Raw genomic sequence first — 26,977 nt, 5'->3', positions numbered from 1 at the left:
AGACTGTCACTCCTTTTACATGTTCCAAGTGTGGCTTAAGCCATGATGCAGTGTCGAAATACGAGATATATTGTAGAATTTATCCCCAAACCCCCGCAGGTCGAAAACAAAAAAAGAATGAACAACGGAAAATTGTTCACAACTTTATCCACAGGCTGTTGATAATATTATGGGTCAGATCACATATTCACATCCAAAAGTAATACAATCATAGCAAAAGAAGCCCCGCATTTCAACGTATCGCGAGATTTTATCCACAAATTCAATAACTTGTGTATAATTTTTAATCACAACACAATATATTGTTTATAAATTGTTTAATTTTCGACAGGATGACCCAAAAGTCCAAAATGTTTTATACACAGGTTGTTCGTCGAAAATCGCTAAATTGTGTGTAAAATGACTCCTGAGCTGTGAATAACACATCTGTGGATAACCACGAATTCAGAATGGTGGTTTTGGGGATCTGTTGAATTAACCTCTTTAACCTCATTTGGGGTTGTATGCAATAAGCAGAGGTTCGCTGCAATGATAATAGAAGCAGACAAGCTGATTAACACTAAAAAGAGGTCAGTTAAAGCGCTGGCTGGATAGGGGAAGGTAGTCATAAAATTTGGCGTAAATGCCGGATGGGGAGCAATAGATTGAATCAAATAAATGGATAAAAAAGAGGTTGTTCCTTAAGGCCAGCGCGTGGTCTAAGTGAACAACCTCTTTTTTTGGTGATTCAATGAGGGAAGCGTTACTTGGTTCTTAAGGGCAATTTACGTTGGAATGCTGCAATATCCGCATATTCCTCTTCAAGTTTGCGCGAGATGCGAATGAAAATCGGGAGCAGTTCCCGGTAAATTGCTGCGTTTTCTCTAACAGGGGTATGTCTGTGTGTTGTCCCCACCATAGAAGAGACTGCATGAAGTGACTTGATTCGCCCTGTAGCATACAGACCGAGGACGACGGCACCCAGACAGGAGCTTTCGAAGCTCTCGGGGACGACGACCTCCTGATTGAAAATATCGGACATCATCTGACGCCAGAGAGGGGAACGTGCAAATCCGCCGGTAGCCTGAATGGAGGTCGGTTGCCCGATCTGTTCTTCCATGGCCAGCAAGACCGTATACAGGTTGAAAATGACCCCTTCCAGTACAGCACGAATCATATGCTCTTTCTGATGATGGAGGGTTAAACCAAAGAAAGAACCACGAGCATCCGGATTCCATAATGGGGCACGCTCTCCTGACAAATAAGGATGGAACAGTAATCCTTCAGAGCCTGGGCTGACTCGCTCAGCAATTTTGGTGAGGACGTCATATGAATTGATGCCTAGCCTTTTTGCTGTTTCCACTTCTGATGCTGCAAATTCGTCACGTACCCAGCGAAATAGCATGCCACCGTTATTCACAGGCCCACCCACGACCCAGAGGTCCTCCGTGAGGGCATAACAGAAGGTCCGTCCTTTGGGATCGGTAACAGGGCGATTAACGACCGTACGAATGGCACCACTGGTACCAATGGTTGCTGCCACGACTCCAGGCTCGATGGCATTTACGCCGAGATTGGATAGCACTCCGTCACTTGCGCCAATCACAAAAGGAGTAGAGGGGGAGAGCCCCATTTTCTCTGCACATTCGGTGTCCATTCCCTCTATAGTATATGTCGTAGGAACAAGCTTCGAGAGATGGCTAGGTGTGATTCCTGCAACCTCCAGCGCTTCCGTATCCCAATCCAGTTGTTCCAGGTTGAGAAGACCAGTGCAGGAGGCGATGGAATGATCCACAATATATTGTCCGAACAAACGGAAGAACAGATATTCTTTAATCGAGATGAACTTGGCTGTGCGCTGAAAAAGGTCTGGTTCATCATGGCGCAGCCACATGAGTTTGGTTAGGGGAGACATGGGATGGATCGGTGTGCCCGTGCGCAAATAGATCTGATGACCTTGCCCACTCTCCTGTAAATGGGCTGACCAGGCTGCACTGCGGTTATCTGCCCACGTGATGCAGCGAGTCAGCGGCTTATGATCCTGATCCATGGCAATCAGACTGTGCATGGCAGAGCTGCAGGACAAAAACATGATTTGTCCTGCACTCACGCCACTCTGATCCATGACTCCACGTACGGAGCGAATAGCTGCTTGTACAATTTCCTCGGGATCCTGCTCAGCTACATCAGGAGCAGGTGTATATAGAGGATATTCCTGAGTGGAAGTGCTCACAACCTCACCTTGCTCCGTAAATAATACGGATTTGGTGCTGGTGGTCCCGATATCCATGCCAATCATATATTTTTTCATTTGGTGTAATCCTTCTTTCCCTTGATACAGTAAAATTTAGCTTCTAATAGATGCAGTCTTTTCTTAGATCACGGTACTCAGCAGCAAAATAAAGATCAGTCCGACAACGGATAGTAGTGTTTCCATAACGGTCCACGTTTTCAGTGTCTGGGAGACGCTCATATTAAAGAACTCCTTAATCATCCAGAAGCCCGCGTCATTCACATGGGACAATACAAGTGATCCAGCACCAGTAGCAAGTACAACCAGCTCAATATTTGCTCCCGGAGTCAATGCAAGAACCGGAGCAACGATACCGGCAGCCGTTGTCATAGCAACCGTTGCCGAGCCTGTAGCTACCCGGATCAGAGCAGCAACCAGCCAAGCAAACAAGATGACGTTGATATTGGCGTGAGTGGCAACTTCTGCAATCGCATTGCCGACACCGCTATTAATCAAGACCTGTTTAAACGCGCCGCCCCCACCAATAATGAGGATGATGGTCGCCGTAGGCGCCAGACATTCACTGGTGAAACGGGAAATGTCGTGTTTGGTAAATCCCCGTGCGAAACCGAGCGAAAAGAGGGCAAACACAACGGATATCAACAGGGCAATAATCTCATGCCCGATAAACTCACAAAAGACCGTAAAGGCACTTGTGGCATTGGGATCTACGATATTGGCGATGGAGCCAATTAGCATAAGGATGACTGGCAGCAAAATCGTAAACAGGGTAATGCCGAACCCTGGAAGATTGGCGTTTTTCTTCGTTGCGAACTGCTCTGCCAGCTCCGCTGGCGGTTCCGTGTGTATTCTTTTGCCGATAAACTTACCGAACAAAGGACCTGCGATAATCGCTGTCGGAATACCAACAATAAGGGAGTACAAAATGGTTTTCCCCAAATCCGCGTTGAATGCATCAATAGCGATCATAGGAGCCGGATGTGGTGGAACCAGACCATGTACAGTCGACAGACCGGCCAAAATTGGAATCCCGATCTGCAGAAGAGACATATTGGTTTTACGTGCAACGGTGAAAATGATCGGAATCAGCAGAATCACGCCAACTTCGAAGAAGACAGGGATACCTACGATAAATCCAACGATCATCATGGCCCAGTGCACACGTTTAACACCAAAGCGATCGACCAATGTAGTTGCAATGCGCTCGGCACCGCCGGATTCAGCCATCATCTTACCCAGCATCGTGCCAAGCCCGATGACAATGGCTATGGTTCCAAGCGTACCGCCGAGTCCACCTGTAATGGAAGAGATCACATCGGCGGGTTTCATACCGGCAAGAAGACCAAGCATTAAAGCGGATATTAAAAGGGTAACGAAGGGATTCCATTTATATTTGGAGATCAACACGATCAGAAATACGATCGCAATCAATGTCCACACCAACAATGTTGCATTATGGGATAGTCCAAAAAGAGTGCTCATGATGTATGCTCCTTTGTATTGAATATAAACGCTTACAAGTGAATTTTCCGTCAGGGAAGTTTGTCTCCCTTTAATATGCCCAAAAATTGAAACTAAATCGCATTTTGTATACTTGTCGACAACTTAGATGACAATCCATCCAATTGGATGTGATTGCAGACAGTGGTCATTAATTAAACCAAAGTCGAAAACAGAAACTTTCTGACATTATCAGGAGTCGAAGCTCTCATGCAGGGTTTTGCCGGAATCTTGAAAGTAGGTACGCACGCCGGCCTGAATGGATGCTTTGTCACCTGACTCTAGTGCTTCAATCAGCAATCGGTGTTTTTGAATTACAGCGCTTACTTTTGGATCGCCCTGATCAAACACCCTGCGGGTTGTTAGCAGCATAACTGTCATGACCACATAACGAATGCTTCTCCATAAATGTGAAATACGGGAATGCTCAGCTGACTCAATAATGGTCTCATGGAAAGTCAGATCCTGAAAAGCAAACTCGACGGCATCCTGATGTCGACCTGCCAGCTCCATTTTGTCCAGTATATTACGAAGCGAAGTAATCAACTGCTCGGGAACAGACCCTGCTAGTCGCTGCTGGACAAAGCTTTCAATTAAAAAACGGACGTCGTACAGCTCTTCAACATCCCTGATTTTCAGTCCAAGAACAACGACACCCATCCGTTCAAGCCGAATCAGTCCTTCATTCGACAGTGTTCTTAGGGCTTCGCGGACAGGTGAACGACTGCTGTCAAAATCAGCGGCAATTCGATTTTCAGACAAAATCTCTCCAGGACGCAGGGTTCCACTGATGATGCGCAGCCTTAATTCGCAGGCGATGGCTTCCCCGCGGGAAGCTCCCTGCAGCCAGGAAGAAGGAAACAACATAATGGCTAACGCTCCTATTCAAGTAATCAGTTCTCTAGGTCCAGTACTCGGTAATCCATCTCAGGTGGACCTGTACACTGATCATAGCATAAACTTTTTACAGTTTGCATGCTGCCTGATTAAGAAGTGGAAGTCCTTAACTTACTTTCCTAATACCGTTTTCAAAGAGCCGAAGTTCAGTACTTTTGTAAATCAAAAAGAGTGTTAAGTAATGCAATATTCTCTTCATGAATACTTAGGTATACTTGTATACAAGATGTGATTTTTATCCTACACCTTTCTTGAAAGCTTGTAAACCTTCAAATTAAAGCGGATACATTAAATTTTAACCAAGGTCCAATATTCAATAAATGTGCTACATAAGTTGAGAAAATAATTAGAGAATTCGTCGCCTTCAGTAGAAGGAAAATGATGTATAAAGGAAAGCTGCGATACGAATAAAAACAAATTGAATTCGTTATCCACATGTGAATAACTTCTGGTTAATGAAGTGGAGAGTAAGAGACGAGCGAGAGGTCCAAATCGGGGTGTGGATAACCGTTGGAGTGATGGATAAAGTGACAGATCGAGGCTTGTTGGGGATAACTTTTTTCGCTTCAAAAATTATTTTGTTCAAATCAAAATCTGCATAAGTGTTACGAGCTCTGAGGGGCAGGCTGGAAAGGGTTATAAAAAGAGGGAGAAGCGAAGTGGGTTAGAGTTGACTTTTCCAGGTGTACGTGGTTAAATGTATAAAGGTGTTTTCTGTGAAGATGAAAATGATTCATCACATAAGTATTTCCTTGTAAGGAGGTGCAATACATTGAGACCTACATTCAAACCGAACGTAAGCAAACGTAAAAAAGTTCATGGTTTCCGGAAAAGAATGAGCACGAGCAACGGCCGTAAAGTTTTGGCTGCACGTCGCCTGAAAGGCCGTAAAGTCCTGAGTGCTTAATGCATGAGAAGACCACCGAGGTGGTCTTTTTTTTCTTAAATGAGTCATTTCAGACTGGATGCTGATATATATCGGGTCTGAATTGGCTGCGAAAAGGGCGAAAGTGTCTATTTCTTTATTGAAAAAGGATCTAATCCGTCACGAAATTTTTAAAAAAGTTTCCTTATATATAATGAAGTTGTCGTTAGAACAGTTTACCGTTATTCAAGAAAGCCTATACTAAATCAGTAATGAGGCCTCCGTCAATATGGATGGTGGAGAACAGCAAGGAGAAGCGCCGTGTATAAAAGACTGCGTTTGCGAAACCGGGCGGACTTTAGCCGCGTATACCGGTATGGGAAATCTTTTGCCAATCATCAATTTGTGGTGTATGGCTGCCGCCGTAAAGATACGGAGCAATTCCGGGTAGGTGTATCATGCAGCAAGAAAATCGGAAACGCTGTCGTACGAAACCGGATGAGACGCATGATTAAGGAAATTATAAGGCACCATGAAAATGAGATTGTCACACAGATGGACCTGATCTTTATCGTGAGAAAAGGTGCGCTGGACATGACCTATCAGGAAATGGAGAAAAGTCTGCTGCACGTCATGCGCAAAGCGGCTCTTCTTAAGCCTAACAAACGGTAAGCTTCGGTTTATTTGTCCTCCTAATTATGGTATGATTTACGGTGGAATGGAATGGTTAAGAGAGGGGTTATGAAGTGTCGCGATTGAAGACATCAAAGGGGAAGTGGATTCTCCTCATTGCAGTCATTGCAATGGTCACTGTACTCGCCGGATGTACTCCACAAGGAGCCGGGGTTACTACGGAAGATCTGAAGAATAGTGGCTCATTCTGGCAAAGCAATGTTGTGTACTGGTTCTCACTGGCGCTCGATACATTCGCCAACTGGTTTAACGGTGAATATGGACTAGCTGTCCTAGTCATGGTGCTGATTGTGCGGACGTTGATTTTGCCACTAACAATGAAGCAGGTCCGCAGCTCCAAAGCCATGCAGGCAATTCAGCCGCAGTTGAAGGAGATTCAAGCCAAGTATAAAGATACACCTGAGAAAGTTCAGCAAGAAACGATGAAGTTGTTTCAGGAGAACAAAGTTAATCCGATGGCGGGTTGTCTACCGCTTATCATTCAGATGCCGATTTACATCGCACTTTATAACTCAATTTACGGAAACTCCAGTCTGAGAACCCATGATTTCTTGTGGCTCCAGCTCGGGGAACCGGATCACCTGTTTATACTGCCTGTGCTGGCTGCCATCACAACATTTGTACAAACATGGATGATGATGCGTATGAATCCTGCACAACAGGTTGGACCAATGCAGTTCATGCTGTGGGTTTACCCTATCTTGATCTTCGTGATGTCCTACCAGTTCCCGTCAGCACTTCCGCTGTACTGGTTCTACAGTAACATCTACACGATCGTGCAAAACTATTTCCTTTACCGGAATAATGATAAAGTCGTGGCTGAAGTCAACGTGAAGCAGAATAGTTCCTCCAAAAATGGAGCTAAACGCAAAAACGGTGGCAAGGCAACCGTCTCTGGAAAAGGGTCGAAAGGGGCCAAAAAATCGAAATGACCAAAGTCATTGCGTCAGGAAAAACCGTTGAAGATGCTGTAAACCAAGGATTGGCTGAGCTTGGCGTGAGCCGGGACAAGGTCGAGATACAAGTGTTAGAGCAGCCGTCAAAAGGATTCCTGGGTTTGATCGGGGTAAAGGCGGCGAAAGTTGAAGTGAAACTTCTGCCTGTGCCCGAAGCTGTACCACAGCGGGTCGAACCGGCCGCACATGTACCTCAGGTTGAAGCTAAACTTGAGGATGTCGCAGCTAAAAATCCCTATGAGGAAGCGGCTGCTTTCTTAAAAGAAGTAGCAGCAGGTATGGGACTGGATGTTGAAGTGGATATCAAAAAGCAGCGGGATGGACATATCTTCAATATTGCCGGGGAAGATCTTGGCATGATTATTGGCAGACGTGGACAGACTCTCGATGCACTTCAATATCTAACGAACATTGTAGCTAACCGTTATTCGGAAAGTTTCGTTCGAATTGTACTGGATGCGGAGAATTTCCGCCAACGCCGCCGGAAGACGCTTGAGGATCTGGCTGAACGTCTGGCTGGACAAGCGATCCGTTCTGGCAAGGAAGTTGTTCTGGAGCCGATGCCTCCACTCGAACGCAAAGTCATTCATGCGAAACTGCAAAACCACCCGCAGATTAAGACGTACAGTAAGGGCGAAGAGCCCAATCGGCGTGTGGTCATCATGACGAAATAACACGAAATTGAAGACGCAATGGCTTCCTGCCCGGTGCAGAAGCCATTGCTTTTTTCGTAGATAAGTATATTGGTGAGAACTTATAAAGTGAAATTCACATGTGGTCCGTAAGGAAAACCATTTTAAAATAGAGCAGGGAGAGATAACGATGATCAGTGATACGATCACAGCGATATCCACGGCTGTTGGGGAAGCGGGCATAGCAGTTATCCGGGTCAGCGGTCCGGATGCAGTATCGGAGACGGAGAAAATTTTCCGTAGTAAAACCCCTTTGACCCAAGCAGCATCTCATACAGTTCACTACGGTCATATCATAGAACCTGGCAGTGGGGAGAAGATTGAAGAAGTACTGGTTACGGTAATGCGGGCACCTCGTTCGTTTACGACAGAAGATGTGGTTGAGATTAGTGCTCATGGTGGAGTAGTCTCAGTGAAGCGGGTTCTGGATCTCCTACTTCAGCTCAATATTCGCCTTGCAGAGCCGGGTGAATTCACGAAGCGTGCTTTCCTGAATGGGCGGATAGATCTGTCACAGGCGGAAGGCGTTATGGATCTCATTCGTTCCAAGTCGGATAGAGCATTCTCGGTAGCACTCAAACAAGTTGAGGGAAAGCTCTCGTCCAAACTGCGTGATCTGAGACATACGCTGGTGGAAACGCTGGCTCATATCGAAGTGAATATTGACTATCCCGAGCATGATGTGGAGTCCTTAACTGCTGATTTTATTAAAGAAAAATCCAGTCTGGTCATGACTGAAATTGATAAATTGCTGGTAACGGCAGAACAGGGCAAGATACTACGTGAAGGAATTACGACCGCGATTGTAGGGCGGCCAAACGTAGGAAAATCCTCTTTGCTGAATGCACTCGCTCAGGATAATCGGGCTATTGTAACGGATATTCCGGGAACAACACGTGACGTCATTGAGGAATTTGTAACGATTAACAACATACCGCTCAAGCTACTGGATACAGCCGGCATTCGGGAAACGATGGACGTTGTCGAGAGAATCGGGGTAGAACGGTCCCGCTCCGCAGTAGCAGAGGCAGATCTGTTGTTGATGGTGATCAATGCGGCAGAACCATTGCATGAGGATGAGATCGAATTACTGGAACAAATCCGCGGTAGACAATCAATTATCATTATGAATAAAATGGACTTAGCTCCGCAGGCAGACCGCGACATTTTGCTTCGCTACATTCCGGAAGAGCGCCTTGTTCCGATGTCAGTGAAGGATGATCTGGGTGTTGATCGTCTGGAAGATGCCATTTCCACCTTGTTCTTCAGCGGCAAGCTGGAATCGGCTGACTTGACGTATGTCAGCAATGTGCGTCATATTGCTTTGCTCAAAAAGGCAAAACAGTCCCTGATTGACGCATATGAGGCCGCTGAACAGCTTATTCCAATTGACATGATTCAGATTGATGTACGTCTGGCGTGGGAGCACCTTGGTGAGATTGTGGGCGATACAGCACATGATGCATTGATTGACCAGATTTTCTCCCAGTTCTGTCTAGGAAAGTAAAATGAACAAACATACTTCCTGTGAAAAGTAGTATGATAATGAAGTCCATTTCTTGTGAATGGTCAACATGGCAATGACGTCTGAAGGAATCACAGACTTGATGGCTTGATATAGATCGGAATGTCCCCTGACCGAATAGGGAGAGCATTCAATTTTTTTACAATAGACCGTGGGCATGAGGTTCAAACATGCTGCGGCATAAGGAGGTAAACAAGAATGGCTTTTGATGGCGGCAGCTATGATGTAATTGTCGTTGGTGCGGGACATGCGGGTGTGGAATCGGCATTGGCTGCAGCCCGTATGGGTTCCAAAACACTGATGATTACAATAAATCTGGATATGGTGGCATTTATGCCTTGTAACCCATCCATTGGGGGACCGGCTAAAGGACATGTTGTGCGCGAAATTGATGCGCTTGGCGGTGAGATGGGACGGAATATCGATAAGACGTTTATTCAGATGAGAATGCTCAACACTGGGAAAGGTCCTGCGGTTCACGCTCTGCGTGCTCAGGCAGACAAGTTCTCTTATCAGCATAAAATGAAAGAAACGATGGAGAATGAGCGCAACCTCACTATGCGTCAAGGCATGGTGGATCGCTTGATCGTCGAAGACGGGAAATGTGTGGGGGTCGTGACTCAGACGGGTACAGAGTATCGTGCCCAAGCTGTTGTTTTGACTACAGGCACTTATCTGCGCGGTAAAGTCATTATGGGTGAATTGATGTACGAAAGTGGACCGAACAACCAACAGCCTTCACTCAAATTGTCCGAGCATTTGCGGGAACTTGGATTCGATCTGGTTCGTTTCAAAACAGGTACGCCACCTCGTGTGCATAAGGATACAATTGATTTCAGCAAAACGGAAATTCAGCCTGGCGATGATGAGCCGAAGTTCTTTTCGTATGAGACAGAGTCTTCTGAAAATGAACAGCTGCCATGTTGGTTGACCTACACTTCAGTTGAAACCCATCAGATCATTAATGATAACCTGCATCGTGCACCAATGTTCTCGGGTGTCATTGAAGGTACGGGACCGCGTTACTGCCCATCCATTGAAGACAAAATTGTTCGTTTCAGCGATAAGCCGAAACATCAGATCTTCCTGGAGCCAGAAGGCAAAAATACATCTGAGTATTATGTACAAGGACTATCCACCAGTCTGCCGGAAGATGTTCAACTTGCTGTCCTTCGCTCAATTCCCGGAATGGAAAAAGTGGAAATGATGCGTAATGGATATGCCATTGAATATGATGCGATGGTACCTACACAGCTCTGGCCCTCACTTGAAACAAAACGTCTGCCAGGTCTGTTCACGGCCGGACAAATCAATGGTACTTCCGGTTATGAAGAAGCGGCAGGACAGGGGATCATGGCTGGGATTAACGCAGCACGCAAAGTGCAAGGCAAAGAGCCTGTTATTTTGGATCGTTCCCAAGGCTATATTGGCGTGTTGATTGATGATCTGGTGACGAAGGGAACAAATGAGCCTTATCGTTTGCTCACATCACGTGCCGAGTATCGTTTGCTGCTTCGCCATGATAACGCAGATCTGCGTTTGACTGAAATTGGTCATGATATTGGTCTGGTTTCAGAAGAGCGTTATGCTAAATTCCTCGACAAGAAGGCTAAAGTAGATGCAGAAGTTGAACGACTAAAAGCGGCAAAGGCACGTCCTGTGGATGTGAATCCGAAGCTTGAAGAGTTTGGCTCGACTCCAATTCAGGATGGAAGCACACTGCTTACCCTATTGCGTCGTCCGGAACTTACGTATGAATGGGTTGAACAGGTCTCACCTTCTGAGGTGGAACTGACAGCAGATATGAAGGAACAAGTAGAGATTCAAATTAAATATGCAGGTTATATTGAGAAACAATTGATCCACGTGGAACGTTTGCAAAAGATGGAGAAAAAGAAAATTCCGGACACGATTGAGTACAATGATGTTCATGGTCTGGCTATGGAAGCGAAGCAAAAACTATCCAAGATCCGTCCCATTTCAATTGGGCAGGCTTCCCGGATTGCTGGGGTAACTCCTGCGGACATTTCCATTCTGCTCGTCTACTTGGAGCATTATAACCGTGTAACCGCAGCAAGGGGACAATAATGGACGATATTCAACAGCAATTGCAGCTTCGACTGAAAGAGCATGGTTTGGATCTTGATGAACTTCAGCTGGAGCAGTTCGAACTGTATTTTCAGCAGCTGGTTTCCTGGAATGAAAAGATGAACCTGACAGGGATAACGGAACGGGAACAGGTGTATACGAAGCATTTTTATGACTCGGTATCTCTGGCCTTCTATACGGATATGACCAAAGTGGAAAAGCTTGCGGATATTGGATCTGGAGCAGGCTTTCCCGGTATTCCGCTCAAGATATGCTTCCCGCATATGAAGCTGACCATTATTGATTCGCTCAACAAACGCATTGGCTTTCTGCAGCATGTCGTGGATACACTCGGTCTAACCGAGGTTGAATTAATTCATGGCCGGGCAGAGGAGCTGGGGCGCAAAGAAGGATATCGGGACAGCTACGATCTGGTTACTGCGCGCGCAGTAGCTAAGCTGGCAGTGCTGAATGAATTCTGCTTGCCTTTTGTTCGCAAAGGTGGGATGTTTGCCGCAATGAAAGGCGGAGATCCTCGTGAAGAAATGAAGGAAGCAGAATTTAGCTTCAACCAGCTGAGAGGACGAGTAAAAGCAGTTCATCCATTCCAGCTGCCAGTTGAAGAGTCGGCGCGTCATATCATCTTGATACAAAAGTTTGATAAAACGCCTCACAAATATCCTCGTAAACCGGGTACTCCACTCAAGACACCATTGGTACAGTAAATCAATGCTGGGTAAACCCATAAACTTTGCTTACTTTATGGGCGGATTATAAAGTAATTAGTCGTGCCAATTAGTAAGTCAGACTAGAAAAATATCGAAGAGGATGTTTCACGTGAAACATCCTTTTTTTCATTTCAGATACATATTACAAAGCGGGTATCATTTCAAAATTAAGCAGATAAAAAAAAGGAGAAATCGAGGGTAAAACCAACAAGAAGCTCGGAGGAAAAGCAGGAAAATTAGGAGGGTTTAAAGAATAGGTTAGAATAGGATTATGATAGAAAAGATGATAGAATAGAAGTAGCCGATCCTGTGTATCAGAGATCATAGATTATATATAAATAGATTTGGCAAAAAGTATAGACATTTCATCAGAACGTGATGTAGAAAGAAAAACTTATTCGAAGAACGACAACATATGAGGGGTCGTATATAGAATAGGAAGCACCTGCACTGCTGCGGGAGCTATTACGAAACTAGGTGGTAATATACGGAATGAAAGAACAATTTTCGAAGTTGTTTGGTTTGGCGGAGCGCAATAACGGAGATGAAGTGAAACAAATTCCGGTAGGTGAAATAGTAAGCAGCCCTTATCAACCTCGTACGATTTTTGACGATGATAAAATTGATGAGTTGTTGCAGACAATCAAAACCCATGGAGTCATTCAACCCATTGTTGTCCGTGTGCGGAATGGATCATATGAGATTATTGCCGGGGAACGTCGTTGGCGTGCAGTTCGAAAACTGGGACTAGATCATATTCCAGCCATAGTGCGCGAATTTAATGACTCTCAGGCTGCTTCCATTGCCTTGATTGAGAACCTACAGCGTGAAGGGCTCACGGCTATTGAAGAAGCGGTTGCTTATCAAAAGTTGATTGATCTTCACCAATTGACGCAAGAGAGTCTTGCACAGCGATTAGGCAAAAGCCAATCAACCATTGCCAATAAAATTCGTTTGTTACAACTGCCGGAAGGGATTAAGACTGCACTGATGGAACGGAAAATATCCGAACGTCATGCAAGGGCTTTGCTTTCACTGGACTCGGAAGAACTGCAAATGAAATTGCTCGGCGAGATTATTGAAAAAGAGCTGAACGTAAAACAAACCGAAGCAAGGGTTGCCTTTTACAAGGAAGCTTCCAAAATCAAAAAGTCCAAACGCATCTCATTTACCAAAGATGTCAGACTCGCGCTAAATACGATTCGCCAATCCATTGATATGGTATCTGGTTCCGGTATGGATATCAAAACAAAAGAAGCAGATCACGAAGATCATTATGAGATCGTCATTCATATTCCTAAACGCAAATAGTTGAAGCTTAAGGCGGCAATGGGGCCGCTTTTTCTGTCTATAGAGCTGGTTGAAGTCTGTATTGAAGAACGTGCTTGAAGAACGGAACGGTAGTTGTTGTTAGTGTGGACGATAGCCACCTGCTTTTAGTTAACTGTATCTCACAACCTACAAGAAAAGACTCCTATTTTATTTGAGGTGAAGTAATTGTCTAAGATTATGGCCGTAGCAAATCAAAAGGGCGGTGTGGGGAAAACGACGACATCTGTTAACTTGGGTGCAGGACTGGCTTCACTCGGGAAAAGGGTACTGCTTGTCGATATTGACCCTCAGGGAAATACGACTAGTGGAGTCGGAATCAACAAAGCAGATGTGGCCAATTGTATATATGATGTCATCATTAATGAAGTACATCCTCAGGAAGCCATTGTGGAAACCCAAATTGAAGGGCTTCATATTATCCCTGCAACGATCCAACTTGCCGGAGCCGAGATTGAGTTGGTATCCACCATATCACGTGAAGTTCGTTTGAAAAAATCACTCGCCATGGTGAAAAAAAACTATGATTACATACTGATCGATTGCCCACCATCTCTTGGCATGTTAACGATCAACTCGTTAACCGCTTCCGACTCGGTGATCATTCCGATCCAGTGTGAGTACTACGCACTTGAAGGGCTGAGCCAACTGCTTAACACGGTTCGCCTCGTGCAGAAACATTTGAATACCTCTCTGCAAATAGAGGGAGTGCTGCTCACCATGTTTGATGCCCGTACGAACCTGGGGATCCAGGTGATTGAAGAAGTGAAGAAGTATTTTCAACAAAAGGTGTATCAAACGATTATTCCGCGTAATGTGCGCCTTAGTGAAGCACCTTCGCATGGGCAGTCCATTATTACGTATGATCCCCGTTCACGAGGAGCAGAAGTGTATTTAGAGCTCGCAAAGGAAGTGATATCGTATGAGTAAGCGGCTCGGAAAAGGTCTGGATGCCCTCATTCCATCGCTTTCAATAAATGACGATGACAAGGTTGTAGAAATTCCAATTGCCCAGTTGCGGGCAAACCCTTATCAGCCACGTAAGGTATTTGATGAGGATGCGATTCATGAACTGGCAGAGTCCATACGTCAACACGGTGTGATACAGCCAATTATCGTACGTACTGTACTGAGAGGTTATGAGATTATTGCCGGAGAACGGCGGTTTAGAGCTTCTCAATATTGCGGTAATGCCACAGTGCCTGCAGTCGTTCGTAATTTTAGTGATCAGCAGGTCATGGAGATCGCTCTGATTGAGAATTTGCAACGGGAAAATCTCAACGCGATGGAAGTGGCTGTAGCCTATCAAGGCCTGATGGATCAGTTCTCACTGACACAGGAAGAGTTGTCTGTCAAAGTGGGGAAATCCCGTTCTCACATTGCGAACTTCTTGCGTTTGCTTTCGTTGCCGGATGAAGTGAAAGACCATGTTTCACGTGGAACATTGTCCATGGGTCATGCACGCGCCATAGTCGGTGTGAAGGATCAGGATATGGTGAAACAGCTGGCCAAACAAACCATTGACCAACAATGGAGTGTACGTGAACTGGAAGAAGCGGTACAGCAGCTGGATCGTTCCAAGACGGGTGAAGCCAAGGCCAAATCCAAACTCAAGAAAAAGGATCCATTCATTGATACGGTGGAGGAATCCTTGCGTGAGCGTTTCAAAACAACAGTGAAGATAAAGCACAACAAAGATAAAGGCAAAATCGAGCTCAACTACTACAGCAAACAGGATCTGGAGCGATTGTTGGAACTGCTGCAATAGACAATCCTGTAGATTAACTTACAACACGCGGGGCTTTTTCATCTGATGACATATCGCCTCTGTACGATGGAGAAACGATATGTCATTATTTTTTCTGTAAAGGTGTTGTTTTCTTATTCAGCCCAGGCGTTTACGATTGATTTTATGGTGGATCGCTCAACGAACAGGACGGAGGGTGGTTGTGAGGTGAAGGAAGTCATTTATCTGGATCATGCTGCGACATCATGGCCTAAGCCGCCTGCTGTTGGTGAAGCCATGCTGCATGCGCTTGATGTCGCCGGAGCTAACCCTGGCAGAGGCAGCCATCGAATGGCTGTTCAAGCAAGCCGTGTGCTCTTTGACACGAGGAAGGTACTATCCAGTCTTTTTGGCATCAGTAATGCCAATGATATTGCACTCGGTTCCAATACGACAGAAGCGTTGAATCTTGCAATCCAAGGCTGCTTGCGAGAAGGTGATCATGTCATTGCTACAATGGCGGAGCATAACTCGGTCAGGCGGCCTCTGGAATACATGCGACGGATCCGAAATGTAGAAGTGGATTATGTACCTGTGAATGCTGCAGGTGATATTGATCTGGTTCAACTCGAACGTTTGTTTCGTCCAAACACTAGATTGGTTGTATGTACACATAGTTCCAACTTGCTTGGGAGCATTTTACCTATTGGCGAAATATCGCTGATTAGCCGTAAATATGGGGCAACATTTCTCGTAGATGCCGCTCAGAGTGCTGGTATTATGCCAGTGGATGTACAGCAGCTCGGTATCGATATGCTGGCCTTTCCAGGACATAAGGGTCTGCTCGGTCCACAGGGAACGGGAGGCCTCTATATCGCTCCGGAACTTGATCTCGAACCGCTTCTTCATGGGGGAACAGGCAGTCAGTCTGAAGCCATTCAGCAGCCGCTTGTTCGTCCAGACCGATATGAGGCAGGAACTCCGAATACCGTAGGTATGGCAGGGCTGGCAGCCGGCGTGAGACAAGTGATGGAATTGACTCCTGAAGCAATCTATAAGCATGAGTGGGAACTGACTCAACATATGATGCAAGGGTTATCATCTGTAGCAGGAATTCGGATGCTTGGGCCAGAGCTTGGACAACCACGTACCGGGTTGGTATCCTTTACAGTAGAGGGATATGATTCTGCTCAGCTAGCTTTTCAACTGGACCGGCGTTATGGTATTGCTGTGCGTTCCGGTTTTCACTGTACACCTCTTGCTCATGAATCTGCCGGAACCACCTTGAGCGGAGCGGTCAGAGCCAGTGTAGGATATTCAACAACTAGCCAAGAGATAGATGCTCTAATTCATGCAGTAAACGAACTGACAATACCGCGGTAACTACGACGATCGGCATAAAGGGGCAGCAGAATAGAGAGATATCTATTAAAAATTGGAAAATAGTTGATTAGTTACTATAGATAAAGGGTTTATTTATTAGGGGAAGGTCTAACGAATGTACGATCGCTCGTTGGCAAAAATGAACGGACAGGTTAATGAACAAACAAACAGAGGGGTAGTTGCACTACATGGCTGAATTAAACGAGCTGATTCTGGAACAGCTGCTATGGATTATTGGCGGAATGGCATTATTATTGGTGATCTTACTGATTGTAAGTATTGCCCAAGGTGCAAAGTTACGCAAGTTCAAACGGAAATACGAAGCGATGATGGCTGGCAGTGGAGTAGAGGACCTGGAATCGTTGTTGATCAATCTGAAAATTCAGATGGACAGCATTGAGGACGAGCATAAATTGCAGACTAGTCAGATCCAGGCAGTCATGCAAAAACTGACCCGTATCCAGGGTAAAGTGGGTGTGAAGCGTTATAATGCCTATGGAGAAAGAGGCAGTGATCTGAGTTTCTCCATGGCCATGATTAACGATAATAACGATGGGATGATCCTCACAGGGATCTATAATCGTGATGGTTCTTATGTGTATGCCAAACCTCTTAAAGGGGGAGAGTCATCTTATACACTATCCCCTGAAGAGAAGGAAGCTATTACTCTGGCACAGCAAGCAGAGTAGAGCGTGTATGCCATTCGCGAATGGCTGAGTAAAGACTGCTCGCTATAATTTCAGACATGCGCATGACAAGACTAAGCCGTGTGTTTTGCAAAACAAAGTATTCCATAAAGCCGCCGACGTTAACGATACCTGTAAGATGGATATCGCCGACCGGCGGTAATTCTTTATTTACACCCGCACCAGGCTTGAGCGGCCCATTGACCACCTGAATACAGCCTACACTGGAGGATTGCCCGAGGCAGGCATCTATTCCTATTACATAGGGATTATGGTGTGTATTTTGAATGGTATTCAGGGTGTCCTGTAGGTTCATTGCATGCACAGGTTCGTCCAATGTACCATAGAGGTGAAATAGGGGGCTGTCCCACTTGGCAAGCGAAGAGCCTACCAGAGGACCAAGACAGTCTCCTGTGGAGCGATCTGTGCCGATGCAGACAATGACGACATTTTGCAGGGAATGGGCCTTATAGAGATGAAACATTAAACGATGTATAATGGCGGAGTGTATGCCTGGATCGGTATGTGGTATCTTCAAACTGGTCATATCTTGGGATGAATAAGAACGCGAATTGGGATTCATAGGATCTATCCTTTCCCCTTGAGAATGGTAGTAACAGTATATGGAAGGATAGAAGGTTTTATACTTCGTAAGGACAAGCTTTTTCCTAAAGGTTACACCGAGAGAGAACAACCCATGGATGATGCTTGGAAATCGGAAAGGAGCCGGATATGGACGAGTGGATGGATGATTGGATGCTGATTGCCTTTGATTCTACCCAGCAGGCTTTGCGGGCGGAAATGCTGCTAGAATTTGCCGAGATTGAAATTGATTTATTTCCTACCCCGAAAGAGATTACGGCAGGCTGTGCCCTCTGTATACAGTTTCCAAAAGAAGATCTGGCAAGAGTGCAGCAGATTATTCGGAACGAGTTTGTAGAGATCCGGGGCCTCTATTTCAAAACCGAAGACAGCTATGATAACATACCCATGTAGAGGAGGTCGGAATTGATGCTGCCTTTTAAATTTTTTGCTACAGCTCCTGCTAATCCGGGTACGGGGGATGATAATAATACCTTAGAAGAAACCGTAAAAAGTGCTGTCAGTTGGACTGATAAGTTGTGGAATTCCGTTACTAATGCGGATATGTGGCTAAACATTCTGTTCAGCTCCATTCGCATTGTTATTATTTTTATTATCACGCGTATTGTAATCAAGATTGTGTACCGCATTATTGATCGCAGCCTGGAACGGAAGCAGGAAGGCAAAGTCCGTGTAAACCCGCGCAGGTTTGTCACGGTAGGTGAATTGCTGAAAAATGCGACCTCCATAACATGTAATTTCATTATGATTCTGTTACTGTTATCAGAGATCAACATACAAGTTGGACCTCTACTGGCCAGTGCAGGTGTGCTTGGACTTGCCATCGGTTTTGGTGCACAGGGTTTAGTGAAGGATGTTATTACGGGTTTCTTCATTATATTGGAGGACCAGTTCGCTGTAGGGGATGTTATTCAGACAGGTACCTACAAAGGAACCGTTGAAGTAATCGGCTTGAGAACAACCAAGCTGGTTAGCTGGCAAGGTGAAGTTCATATTATTCCGAATGGTACGATTGCCAGTGTGACAAACTTCTCCATGTCCAATGCGCTTGCTGTGGTGGATATCCCGATGAAGGGTGATCAAACCTTGGATGAATCTGTTCACTTGGTCAAACAGGCTCTGGTTGGAATTGAAGACCGGGATCTCAATATTGTAAAAGTTCCGGATGTGCTCGGCATTCAATCGATGACCACTTCAGAGTATGTCGTTCGGATCGTTGCAGAGTGTATGCCAAACTCCAGAGGTTCTGTAGAGCGTCAAATTCAGAGTGATGTAAAGAAAACGATGGAGTATCATGAGATGGGTAAGCTCGCAGCATTGGAACAGGCAGCCGGACAGGAGAAGGATGAAGGGGATGGTACTGGTGGAGCGTAAGAGTTTCCAGCTTGGAGACATTGTACAGATGAAGAAACAGCATCCCTGCGGAAGTAATGAAATGGAGATTATTCGGATGGGGATGGATATTCGAATCAAATGTGTAGGCTGTAAACACAGTGTACTCATTCCGAGAGCAAAGTTTGAGAAAAATATGAAAAAAGTTCTTCGCTCGGCAGAGGATGCTGCAGAATCCTAAATGCGAGTCTGTGATAAAATGCATACTGTAATAACGTTTTCATGCATGCGCAGCACAGGTATTGCGTTCTGCATGTGATCATGCTATAATCAGTATTGCTGCGGAAAGGTACCCAAGAGGCCCAAGGGGGCTGACTCGAAATCAGCTAGGCGTGTCACAGCGTGCGTGGGTTCGAATCCCACCCTTTCCGCCACTTACAGCATTTGTGCATATGAACTGGATTATATTGAGTATTATAAAGTGATCGGACCTTCCTTGAATGGAAGGTTTTTATTTATTTTAAACAACTAAAAAAGTCTACGACATAAAACAAAGGAGCCCCGAAGGGCTCCTTGTAGGCGATACATCGGTTAGTTAGGAAACAATCGGTCGTAAGATCAGAAACCTGGCGTACTGCTGATGCAATACTCGTGCTCAGACGAAGGGCCTTACACACTACCACTTGCTTCTTAGATTACGTGACGAATCTCCAACATTACACGATCGGCTGCGTTGTCCAACGGAACCACACCTCTCTCGTGTACCGCCTGATTGTATTATGTGCATTATTACGTTTTATATACATGTGTTATTAAACAATAATTTTCTTTAATGAACACGGGCTTTCGTTAATCTCTTCCACTTCCGGTTTTGGTTGCTCGTTTCAGGAAAGGATTCCCCCTTTTTGAGGGTTATCCGTTTAGGGTTTTGTATTTCGGTATGGAAGCTTTTTTCTCCGACTTCCGTGTACTCTCCATCATTCGGTGCTTTGTCACCTTTTTCAAATTCGGTTTGTTCGCCCATGGTAAGACCTCCTCAGATATTTTTCTTATTACTGCATCCATAGTGTCTCCAGAACTCGAATGAACATGTGCCAATACAAACAGGGAACGTTTGCTTGCATTGATGTCTTATTTTTGTTATATTAATATAGTTCGAGTTTGTGCTCGTTCCTTGCTCTCAACCTGGATTGAGGGCCAGAGTCCATAAGGAGGTGAAAATTATGCGCAAATATGAAGTGATGTACATTATTCGTCCTGACGTTGAGCAAGAAGTTGTTCAAGCTACAGTCGATAAATTCCAAGGCATCATCTCCAACGGCGGTGGTGAAGTTACAGCTCACGACGTTATGGGTAAACGCCGTCTTGCGTATGAGATCAAGAAATTCCGTGATGGTGTTTATGTTCTGGTACACTTCACTGCTGAACCAGCAGTAGTTACTGAGCTTGAGCGTCTCATGAAGATTTCTGACGAAGTAATTCGTTATCTCATTACGAACGATGTTAAGTCTGCCTAAGACAACTCGTGATTAACGCACCAATACGCTCTGAAGGAGGGGATTACATTGTTGAACCGTGTCATTCTGATCGGCCGGTTAACCCGGGATCCTGAGTTGCGTTACACTCCAGCAGGAGTAGCAGTTACGCAATTTACTTTGGCGGTGGACAGACCGTTTACAAGCCAAGGGGGAGAGCGGGAAGCGGATTTCATTCCGGTCGTAACCTGGAGACAGCTTGCTGAAACTTGTGCAAACTATTTGCGCAAAGGACGCCTAGCTGCAGTCGAAGGACGCATTCAAGTACGGAACTACGAGAATAACGAAGGTAAACGTGTATACGTGACCGAAGTCATTGCCGATAATGTCCGTTTCTTGGAGTCAGGTAACCGTGATAATAACGGTGGCGGCGGTGGGCAACCGATGCGTGAAGAGCCTTCTTATGGAGGCGGCGGGCGCGCGAACAATAACAATAATTCGCGTAGCAACAATCAGGATCCTTTTTCCGATGACGGAAAACCGATTGATATATCGGATGATGATTTGCCATTTTAACGTGAACCGACACTCTTAGAGTGATTTGGCTTAACGATAGGAAAGGACTGAAAAGCATGAGCTTCAAGCAAAGAGAAGGCGGAGACAACGATAAAAGACCGGCTCGCCGTGGCGGCCGTAACAAACGTCGTAAAGTGTGCTTCTTCACAGCTAACAAAATTACTCACATCGATTATAAAGATACGGACTTGCTTCGTAAATTTATCAGCGAACGTGGAAAAATTTTGCCACGCCGTGTAACAGGTACTAGCGCTAAATATCAACGCATGCTGACGATCGCGATCAAACGCTCCCGTCAAATCGCATTGCTGCCATACACAACTGAGTAGTCTTACTCAGCTTGCATACGAAGCAGCCGGCTATAAGCCGGCTGCTTTTTTGTGTTTTGAAACGAACGAGAACCTGATTGAAATGATCGTGGAGAAGTAATTGGAATGCAAATCATTTATAATAGAATAGATTATCTTTTGAGTAAGTGATGAGTTAACCCCGTGTTTCATTTATAACAGATCAAAACATCAGGAGTGCATATGAAGAAAATCAAGAAAAAAGAGCAGCGAAAGCAAAAGAAAAGTTTGCGTTTTTGGCTAATAGCGACGCTGCTAATTTCCGTTTTATACGTGTGGCTGCAACAGAAAGAGGATACTTACGAAATTTGGCCAGATTATACGAGAGAAGCTGCACCCATCACAGGTCTCCATCCCGTCGTGGCAGAGAGTGAGCAGTTACTGGTACGCAAAGCAGCTCGGCGTGGTATAGATATCGTTATCACCCATGGTTATCGAAGTATAGAAGAGCAGGATGAGCTGTTTAATCAAGGCCGCGCCACCACTGGGAATATAGTTACGAATGCCAGGGGCGGGGAGTCATATCATAATTATGGACTGGCTATTGATTTTGCACTTCGGACGCCAGATGGTGATGTAGTATGGGATATGGAGCGTGATGATAACGGCAATGGACAAGCAGACTGGATGGAAGTTGTGGATATGGCCAAGGAGTTAGGATTTACATGGGGAGGCGACTGGGCTAACTTTCCGGATTATCCTCATCTGCAGATGGATTTTGGCTTAAGCATCAATGAGTTGAAGCGTGGCAAACGCCCGCCGGAATCACCATAAAGAGTATAATTAAAATACAATATAATGTATAAATATCGGAAAATCCTTGCATTTTGCAGGGCTTTTTTCATTCTTTTGTAAAAAAAATGATAAAAGATTACAATTAGTCCTTTACAGCAGCAAATAAATAAAACTATACTAGAATAACTAGAATTTTAACACAGACTTAATGAATAGCATAAAAATAATCGCATAGGCATAAATTTGCTAAAAAGACAGCTGACATAGAACAGGCAAACTGAATTGAATATTTACCACAAACCTAACATATATATTTAAAATTAAATCGATTTGACATGTTAGTACGTAATACACGTAAGGTACATGTTATATATTTGGCATTCTCACTCTCCTACTTCAGAACCTCTCGCAAAAAAAGTCGAAATAATATCGAAATCCCCTTGATAAAGCACCTTAAAAATATAACTAATACCCAAAACTATGATATAAAAAACATTTATACCAAAAATCGCAAAATACTTATTGACGTCACCTAAATTTACACGTATGATTACATTAATTATTTTTCAATATAATTCCGCTAGGATTTATCAACATTAATTGACCAATGGTCTAAACAGCAATATCGAAACTCGTTTCTCCTAATGAATTAGTAATTTGTATAAACTTTTGTTCGTCTTCTTCAAGAACATGGAAATATACAGTGGATGCATTCTTAAATATATGTGAATACAGTCTGCAGAAATTATGGGGTTAGGGTGATTGATTTGAACACAGAGCTATTGGAAGTCAGAAATCTAACTACATCATTCAGAATTGAAGATGACTATTATGCAGCAGTTGATCACGTTAACCTTACGGTTAAGAAAAACGAAGTATTAGCGATTGTTGGAGAATCAGGATCAGGCAAAAGTGCGTTCGCATTTTCAATTATGGGTCTTCACAACAAAGCCAAAATTGATGGCCAGATTCTATATAAAGGACAGGATATTGCAAATATCTCTCCTAACAAATTAAACAAACTCCGCGGTAAAGAGATGGGAATGATCTTTCAGGACCCACTTTCCGCATTAAATCCTCTGATGATTATTGGTGACCAGATCGATGAGATTCTGACACTACATCAACCTAAAATGTCTTCTAAGGAAAAGAAAGACAAGGTTATTGATCTGCTTAACCAAGTAGGGATTCCACGTCCCGAACAGATATACAAGCAGTATCCCCACGAACTATCTGGCGGTATGAGGCAGCGTGTTGTTATTGCAATTGCCATTGCAAATAAACCGGAACTGCTCATTGCCGATGAGCCTACAACAGCACTTGACGTTACGATTCAACTTCAGATTCTTGAACTTATCCGGGATTTGAAGAACGAGATCAATGCTGGCATCATCCTGATTACACATGATCTTGGGGTGGTTGCTGAGATGGCGGATCGCGTTGCAGTTATGTACGCAGGTGAAATCGTTGAGATTGCAGATATCTACACGCTAATGAACAATGCGAAACATCCATACACAAGATCTCTATTGAACTCTATTCCTACGATTACCGAAGAAAAATCGAAGCTGCATGTCATTCAAGGTATTGTACCTTCATTAAAAAATCTTCCTCGCAAAGGGTGTCGATTCAAGGCCCGAATCCCGTGGATCAGTGATTCGGCCCATGAAGAGAACCCGCAGATGCATGAAATTGCTCCAGGTCACTTTGTACGCTGCACCTGTTACCAGCACTTTCATTTCCCTGATCAAGCTGAGGAGGAATAACATAATGGCATTACTCGAAGTTGAAGGACTCAAAATACACTTTCCAATTCGCGGTGGATTGATCAAACGTGAAATTGGAAGTATCAAGGCAGTTGATGATGTAAGCTTCTCCATTGAGCAGGGACAGACTTACGGACTCGTTGGTGAGTCAGGCTCAGGCAAAACGACGACAGGGAGAGCTGTCATTGGACTCAACCATGTAACAGCCGGAAGAATTTTATTTAACGGCAAGGACCTTACCAAAGAGCGCCGTAAGGACAGACAGCTCCAGCGAGACGTGCAAATGATCTTTCAAGATCCCTATTCTTCACTGAATCCCAAGAAGAGGGTTATCGATATTATTGCTGAACCTCTTCGAAACTATGAGCGACTTACAGCTACGGAAGAGAAGAGACAAGTCAGGGATTTGCTAGAAAGAGTAGGTCTAAGTCCGGAGTCCATCTATAAGTATCCTCATGAATTTTCCGGAGGACAGCGGCAGCGGATCGGAATTGCCCGGGCAATTGCACTGAAGCCGAAACTAATCATTGCAGATGAGCCCGTATCCGCTCTGGATGTATCCGTACAGGCACAAGTGCTTAATTTCATGCAGGAGATTCAAAAAGAGTTAAATCTGACCTATCTGTTCATCAGTCATGACCTCGGAATTATAAGACATATGTGTGATCAGATTGGGATTATGTATAAAGGTCGTTACGTAGAGCAAGGAACGACTGATGATATTTTTGAGAATCCACAGCATATCTATACCAAGCGTCTCATAGCAGCTATTCCGGATATGGATCCAACCAAACGTGACGAGATGAATGCTTTCCGTCAGCAGGTTAAATCCGAGTATGAGAATTCATACCGAAACTTCTTTGATGAGGAAGGGCTTGCTTACTCGCTCAAATCCATTTCCAATACTCACCGAGTAGCTCTACCTCAGAAAGGTTGAAGGCCATATGTGGAATATAATACTACGAAGAATCATGATTATGATCCCTCAGATCTTTTTGCTTAGTCTTTTGGTATTCTTGATGGCCAAGGCGATGCCAGGCGATGCACTAACAGGCTTGCTTGACCCAAGCATAGATCCTAAGGCTCTGGATGAACAAAGAGAACGACTTGGACTCAACAATCCATGGTATGTACAGTATTGGGACTGGATCAGAAATGCAGCACTAGGCGACTTCGGGCAATCTTTCCGATTTAAAATGCCAGTTATGGACTTGATTGGTCAACGAATCTCAAATACATTCTGGCTGGCTTTTGCAACGCTTGTGTTCACATACTTGATCGCAATTCCACTCGGTATTATCAGTGGTCGTTACAATGATACATGGTCTGACCGTTTAATTACGGGTTACACCTATTTAGGTTTTGCAGCACCTTTATTTATTTTTGCACTCGTTATGTTATGGATTTTTGGGTTCCACTTTGGGCTATTCCCAACTGGAGGTAGCGTAGCACCTGGACTTACACCAGGAACATTTAGTTACGTTGCAAGCAAGTTCTATCATCTGTTATTACCGGCCTTATCCATGGCGTTGATTGCTACAGTATCAACTGTTCAATACTTGCGTAGTGAAATTATCGATATCAAGCACAAGGAATTTGTTCTCACTGCGAGGGCCAAGGGCGCCTCGGAATCACGAGTTTACAACAGGCATATTCTAAGAAACTCTCTACTTCCGATTGCCGCATTCTTTGGTTATGAGATCACTGGACTTATCGGAGGTACCATTATCATTGAGAGTATATTCAGTTATCCGGGCATGGGTCAGCTGTTTCTTAACTCAATCTCTCTTCGGGATTTCAGTGTTGTTACCGCGCTTGTCCTGATATTTGGTATCGCCACAATTCTGGGCTCGCTGTTATCTGACATTATTCTTGGATTGGTAGATCCACGTATACGGATCAAGTAAGAACTTGAAGATTTCGGGGTGAATAAGATGAGCAAGGCCAATGATGTCGTTATAACTTCACAGAAGATAGATAAAAGCCCCTCTAGCTTGAGTATCTTATGGAGGGAACTAGTCCGGGATAAAGTGGCGCTAATTTCACTCATATTTTTAGGATTAGTTTTACTACTGGTCTACGGAACTGCTTTGGTTCTGGATCAGGACGAAATTGTTAAAGTAGATCTATTTGCCTTATATGAGCCGCCTTCCGCCCAATATTGGTTAGGAACAGATTACGGGGGTCGAGATGTATTCGGACAATTAGTCATAGGTACTCGGAACTCGTTATCCATTGCCATCCTTGTTACGGTAATGACAGGTTTCTTGGGAATTGTGATTGGTTTATTGTCCGGTTACTTTGGAGGATTTATTGATAATATATTCATGCGTATAGTGGATTTCTTCATGGTTCTTCCGTTCATGATGATCGTTATCGCGTTTGTTACAGCAGTACCCAAATATAATATTACTTCGTTCTCGCTAATCATGACTGCTTTCCTATGGATGGGAATTGCCAGATTGATTCGGTCTAAGGCATTACAAGAGCGCGAACTAGAATATGTAAAGGCATCAAAAACGTTGGGTTCTTCCCATTTGAAAATTATGCTTTCACAGGTTCTACCTAATCTGAGCTCCATCATCATCGTAACGATGACATTGAACCTCGCCGCCAATATTGGCCTTGAATCCGGGTTGTCTTTCTTGGGATTTGGATTCCCTGAAAGCACGCCGAGTCTTGGAACACTCGTAAGTTATGCACGTAATCCGCAAACCCTGGAATCCAGATGGTGGATATGGCTACCTGCGTCAGTACTTATTCTGGTATTGATGTTGAGTATAAATAATGTCGGTCAAGCCCTTAAGCGTGCGACTGATGCAAGACAAAGAAGAGGTTAAAA

Annotated in this window: 28 protein-coding genes and 1 tRNA gene; 24 read left to right on the top strand and 5 right to left on the bottom strand. The window is 44.5% G+C overall.

Annotated elements, in window-relative coordinates; translation table 11 throughout:
- Positions 1–742: 742 nt before the first annotated feature.
- From gntK to MHB82_RS29850, 3 genes are all read right to left on the bottom strand, one after another.
- Positions 743–2,290: a gluconokinase gene (gene gntK, locus MHB82_RS29860; protein WP_341176560.1), complete on the bottom strand. Its 1,548-nt coding sequence runs from the start codon at positions 2,288–2,290 to the stop codon at positions 743–745.
- A gap of 63 nt (positions 2,291–2,353) precedes the next feature.
- Positions 2,354–3,715 (bottom strand): GntP family permease, encoded by a 1,362-nt coding sequence (locus tag MHB82_RS29855; RefSeq protein ID WP_341176559.1) that lies wholly within the window; start codon positions 3,713–3,715, stop codon positions 2,354–2,356.
- A gap of 210 nt (positions 3,716–3,925) precedes the next feature.
- Positions 3,926–4,600, bottom strand: a complete 675-nt coding sequence (locus MHB82_RS29850; RefSeq protein WP_341176558.1) for a GntR family transcriptional regulator — start codon at positions 4,598–4,600, stop codon at positions 3,926–3,928.
- 802 nt (positions 4,601–5,402) lie between these two features.
- Here MHB82_RS29850 and rpmH point away from each other — a divergent pair.
- From rpmH to MHB82_RS29790, 12 genes are all read left to right on the top strand, one after another.
- Positions 5,403–5,537, top strand: a complete 135-nt coding sequence (gene rpmH, locus MHB82_RS29845) for a 50S ribosomal protein L34 (RefSeq protein WP_024629517.1) — start codon at positions 5,403–5,405, stop codon at positions 5,535–5,537.
- Between the two features lie 279 nt (positions 5,538–5,816).
- Entirely contained in the window at positions 5,817–6,167 is a 351-nt protein-coding gene (gene rnpA / locus MHB82_RS29840) for a ribonuclease P protein component (protein ID WP_095362178.1), read from the top strand.
- Positions 6,168–6,241: 74 nt separating this feature from the next.
- Positions 6,242–7,120: a YidC/Oxa1 family membrane protein insertase gene (locus tag MHB82_RS29835; protein WP_095362179.1), complete on the top strand. Its 879-nt coding sequence runs from the start codon at positions 6,242–6,244 to the stop codon at positions 7,118–7,120.
- The gene (jag, locus tag MHB82_RS29830) at positions 7,117–7,818 is read left to right on the top strand and encodes an RNA-binding cell elongation regulator Jag/EloR (protein ID WP_095293511.1); all 702 of its coding nucleotides are present in this window, start codon (positions 7,117–7,119) and stop codon (positions 7,816–7,818) included. Before MHB82_RS29835 ends, jag begins: the two co-directional genes overlap by 4 nt.
- A gap of 148 nt (positions 7,819–7,966) precedes the next feature.
- Positions 7,967–9,343, top strand: a complete 1,377-nt coding sequence (gene mnmE / locus MHB82_RS29825) for a tRNA uridine-5-carboxymethylaminomethyl(34) synthesis GTPase MnmE (protein WP_095362181.1) — start codon at positions 7,967–7,969, stop codon at positions 9,341–9,343.
- 216 nt (positions 9,344–9,559) lie between these two features.
- The gene (mnmG, locus tag MHB82_RS29820; RefSeq protein WP_095362182.1) at positions 9,560–11,449 is read left to right on the top strand and encodes a tRNA uridine-5-carboxymethylaminomethyl(34) synthesis enzyme MnmG; all 1,890 of its coding nucleotides are present in this window, start codon (positions 9,560–9,562) and stop codon (positions 11,447–11,449) included.
- On the top strand, positions 11,449–12,174 hold the full coding sequence (rsmG, locus tag MHB82_RS29815) for a 16S rRNA (guanine(527)-N(7))-methyltransferase RsmG (RefSeq protein ID WP_095362183.1): 726 nt from the start codon (positions 11,449–11,451) through the stop codon (positions 12,172–12,174). Before mnmG ends, rsmG begins: the two co-directional genes overlap by 1 nt.
- 495 nt (positions 12,175–12,669) lie before the next feature.
- The gene (gene noc, locus MHB82_RS29810) at positions 12,670–13,488 is read left to right on the top strand and encodes a nucleoid occlusion protein (protein WP_095362184.1); all 819 of its coding nucleotides are present in this window, start codon (positions 12,670–12,672) and stop codon (positions 13,486–13,488) included.
- 186 nt (positions 13,489–13,674) lie between these two features.
- Positions 13,675–14,436: a ParA family protein gene (locus MHB82_RS29805; protein ID WP_095293506.1), complete on the top strand. Its 762-nt coding sequence runs from the start codon at positions 13,675–13,677 to the stop codon at positions 14,434–14,436.
- Positions 14,429–15,274, top strand: a complete 846-nt coding sequence (locus tag MHB82_RS29800) for a ParB/RepB/Spo0J family partition protein (RefSeq protein WP_095362185.1) — start codon at positions 14,429–14,431, stop codon at positions 15,272–15,274. The genes MHB82_RS29805 and MHB82_RS29800 overlap by 8 nt, the downstream gene beginning before the upstream one ends.
- Before the next feature lie 144 nt (positions 15,275–15,418).
- Entirely contained in the window at positions 15,419–16,615 is a 1,197-nt protein-coding gene (locus tag MHB82_RS29795; RefSeq protein ID WP_445671278.1) for an aminotransferase class V-fold PLP-dependent enzyme, read from the top strand.
- A gap of 188 nt (positions 16,616–16,803) precedes the next feature.
- Positions 16,804–17,304 (top strand): DUF4446 family protein, encoded by a 501-nt coding sequence (locus tag MHB82_RS29790; protein WP_095362186.1) that lies wholly within the window; start codon positions 16,804–16,806, stop codon positions 17,302–17,304.
- On the opposite strand, the gene yyaC is transcribed toward MHB82_RS29790, so the two are convergent.
- The gene (gene yyaC / locus MHB82_RS29785; RefSeq protein ID WP_095362187.1) at positions 17,279–17,884 is read right to left on the bottom strand and encodes a spore protease YyaC; all 606 of its coding nucleotides are present in this window, start codon (positions 17,882–17,884) and stop codon (positions 17,279–17,281) included. The genes MHB82_RS29790 and yyaC overlap by 26 nt on opposite strands.
- A gap of 161 nt (positions 17,885–18,045) precedes the next feature.
- Here yyaC and MHB82_RS29780 point away from each other — a divergent pair, with 161 nt between their 5' ends.
- The 4 genes from MHB82_RS29780 (at position 18,046) to MHB82_RS29765 (ending at position 19,670) form a co-directional block, all read left to right on the top strand.
- Positions 18,046–18,297, top strand: a complete 252-nt coding sequence (locus MHB82_RS29780) for a DUF3343 domain-containing protein (protein WP_095293526.1) — start codon at positions 18,046–18,048, stop codon at positions 18,295–18,297.
- Between the two features lie 15 nt (positions 18,298–18,312).
- On the top strand, positions 18,313–19,278 hold the full coding sequence (locus MHB82_RS29775) for a mechanosensitive ion channel family protein (protein ID WP_445671247.1): 966 nt from the start codon (positions 18,313–18,315) through the stop codon (positions 19,276–19,278).
- Positions 19,268–19,477, top strand: a complete 210-nt coding sequence (locus tag MHB82_RS29770) for a DUF951 domain-containing protein (protein WP_095362223.1) — start codon at positions 19,268–19,270, stop codon at positions 19,475–19,477. The genes MHB82_RS29775 and MHB82_RS29770 overlap by 11 nt, the downstream gene beginning before the upstream one ends.
- Before the next feature lie 102 nt (positions 19,478–19,579).
- A tRNA-Ser gene (locus MHB82_RS29765) sits at positions 19,580–19,670 on the top strand.
- A 395-nt stretch (positions 19,671–20,065) separates the two neighbouring features.
- Here the strand turns inward: MHB82_RS29765 and MHB82_RS29760 are convergent.
- Positions 20,066–20,260: a YjzC family protein gene (locus MHB82_RS29760; RefSeq protein WP_095362189.1), complete on the bottom strand. Its 195-nt coding sequence runs from the start codon at positions 20,258–20,260 to the stop codon at positions 20,066–20,068.
- Positions 20,261–20,459: 199 nt separating this feature from the next.
- Here MHB82_RS29760 and rpsF point away from each other — a divergent pair, with 199 nt between their 5' ends.
- The 8 genes from rpsF (at position 20,460) to MHB82_RS29720 (ending at position 26,975) form a co-directional block, all read left to right on the top strand.
- A complete protein-coding gene (gene rpsF, locus MHB82_RS29755; RefSeq protein ID WP_024629534.1) occupies positions 20,460–20,753 on the top strand; it encodes a 30S ribosomal protein S6 in 294 nt (97 codons plus the stop codon).
- A gap of 48 nt (positions 20,754–20,801) precedes the next feature.
- Positions 20,802–21,287: a single-stranded DNA-binding protein gene (gene ssb / locus MHB82_RS29750; RefSeq protein ID WP_095293499.1), complete on the top strand. Its 486-nt coding sequence runs from the start codon at positions 20,802–20,804 to the stop codon at positions 21,285–21,287.
- Between the two features lie 56 nt (positions 21,288–21,343).
- Positions 21,344–21,616, top strand: a complete 273-nt coding sequence (rpsR, locus tag MHB82_RS29745; RefSeq protein WP_062327715.1) for a 30S ribosomal protein S18 — start codon at positions 21,344–21,346, stop codon at positions 21,614–21,616.
- A 201-nt stretch (positions 21,617–21,817) separates the two neighbouring features.
- A complete protein-coding gene (locus tag MHB82_RS29740) occupies positions 21,818–22,408 on the top strand; it encodes a M15 family metallopeptidase (protein WP_110756521.1) in 591 nt (196 codons plus the stop codon).
- 728 nt (positions 22,409–23,136) lie between these two features.
- The gene (locus tag MHB82_RS29735; RefSeq protein WP_095293497.1) at positions 23,137–24,135 is read left to right on the top strand and encodes an ABC transporter ATP-binding protein; all 999 of its coding nucleotides are present in this window, start codon (positions 23,137–23,139) and stop codon (positions 24,133–24,135) included.
- Positions 24,136–24,139: 4 nt separating this feature from the next.
- A complete protein-coding gene (locus MHB82_RS29730) occupies positions 24,140–25,072 on the top strand; it encodes an ABC transporter ATP-binding protein (protein WP_095362191.1) in 933 nt (310 codons plus the stop codon).
- A gap of 7 nt (positions 25,073–25,079) precedes the next feature.
- Positions 25,080–26,042 carry an oligopeptide ABC transporter permease gene (opp4B, locus tag MHB82_RS29725; protein ID WP_341176557.1) on the top strand — a complete coding sequence of 321 codons (963 nt, stop codon included), beginning with the start codon at positions 25,080–25,082 and terminating at the stop codon, positions 26,040–26,042.
- 27 nt (positions 26,043–26,069) lie between these two features.
- Positions 26,070–26,975: an ABC transporter permease gene (locus tag MHB82_RS29720; RefSeq protein WP_095293494.1), complete on the top strand. Its 906-nt coding sequence runs from the start codon at positions 26,070–26,072 to the stop codon at positions 26,973–26,975.
- The last annotated feature ends 2 nt before the right edge of the window (positions 26,976–26,977 follow it).

Origin of the sequence: Paenibacillus sp. FSL K6-2862, assembly GCF_038005125.1 — a bacterium.
Taxonomy (GTDB): domain Bacteria; phylum Bacillota; class Bacilli; order Paenibacillales; family Paenibacillaceae; genus Paenibacillus; species Paenibacillus illinoisensis_A.
This window is presented reverse-complemented; position numbering and strand designations above follow the sequence as displayed.

Coding starts and splice junctions, on each gene's coding strand:
- mnmE (WP_095362181.1), top strand. CDS start 7,967: ATGATCAGTGATACGATCACAGCGATATCCACGGCTGTTGGGGAAGCG.
- opp4B (WP_341176557.1), top strand. CDS start 25,080: ATGTGGAATATAATACTACGAAGAATCATGATTATGATCCCTCAGATC.
- MHB82_RS29855 (WP_341176559.1), bottom strand. CDS start 3,715: ATGAGCACTCTTTTTGGACTATCCCATAATGCAACATTGTTGGTGTGG.
- MHB82_RS29775 (WP_445671247.1), top strand. CDS start 18,313: ATGCTGCCTTTTAAATTTTTTGCTACAGCTCCTGCTAATCCGGGTACG.
- rsmG (WP_095362183.1), top strand. CDS start 11,449: ATGGACGATATTCAACAGCAATTGCAGCTTCGACTGAAAGAGCATGGT.
- MHB82_RS29720 (WP_095293494.1), top strand. CDS start 26,070: ATGAGCAAGGCCAATGATGTCGTTATAACTTCACAGAAGATAGATAAA.
- MHB82_RS29850 (WP_341176558.1), bottom strand. CDS start 4,600: ATGTTGTTTCCTTCTTCCTGGCTGCAGGGAGCTTCCCGCGGGGAAGCC.
- MHB82_RS29760 (WP_095362189.1), bottom strand. CDS start 20,260: ATGGGCGAACAAACCGAATTTGAAAAAGGTGACAAAGCACCGAATGAT.
- MHB82_RS29795 (WP_445671278.1), top strand. CDS start 15,419: ATGGTGGATCGCTCAACGAACAGGACGGAGGGTGGTTGTGAGGTGAAG.
- mnmG (WP_095362182.1), top strand. CDS start 9,560: ATGGCTTTTGATGGCGGCAGCTATGATGTAATTGTCGTTGGTGCGGGA.
- MHB82_RS29790 (WP_095362186.1), top strand. CDS start 16,804: ATGGCTGAATTAAACGAGCTGATTCTGGAACAGCTGCTATGGATTATT.
- MHB82_RS29730 (WP_095362191.1), top strand. CDS start 24,140: ATGGCATTACTCGAAGTTGAAGGACTCAAAATACACTTTCCAATTCGC.
- rpsF (WP_024629534.1), top strand. CDS start 20,460: ATGCGCAAATATGAAGTGATGTACATTATTCGTCCTGACGTTGAGCAA.
- MHB82_RS29780 (WP_095293526.1), top strand. CDS start 18,046: ATGGATGATTGGATGCTGATTGCCTTTGATTCTACCCAGCAGGCTTTG.
- yyaC (WP_095362187.1), bottom strand. CDS start 17,884: ATGAATCCCAATTCGCGTTCTTATTCATCCCAAGATATGACCAGTTTG.
- MHB82_RS29800 (WP_095362185.1), top strand. CDS start 14,429: ATGAGTAAGCGGCTCGGAAAAGGTCTGGATGCCCTCATTCCATCGCTT.
- noc (WP_095362184.1), top strand. CDS start 12,670: ATGAAAGAACAATTTTCGAAGTTGTTTGGTTTGGCGGAGCGCAATAAC.
- jag (WP_095293511.1), top strand. CDS start 7,117: ATGACCAAAGTCATTGCGTCAGGAAAAACCGTTGAAGATGCTGTAAAC.
- gntK (WP_341176560.1), bottom strand. CDS start 2,290: ATGAAAAAATATATGATTGGCATGGATATCGGGACCACCAGCACCAAA.
- MHB82_RS29740 (WP_110756521.1), top strand. CDS start 21,818: ATGAAGAAAATCAAGAAAAAAGAGCAGCGAAAGCAAAAGAAAAGTTTG.
- rpsR (WP_062327715.1), top strand. CDS start 21,344: ATGAGCTTCAAGCAAAGAGAAGGCGGAGACAACGATAAAAGACCGGCT.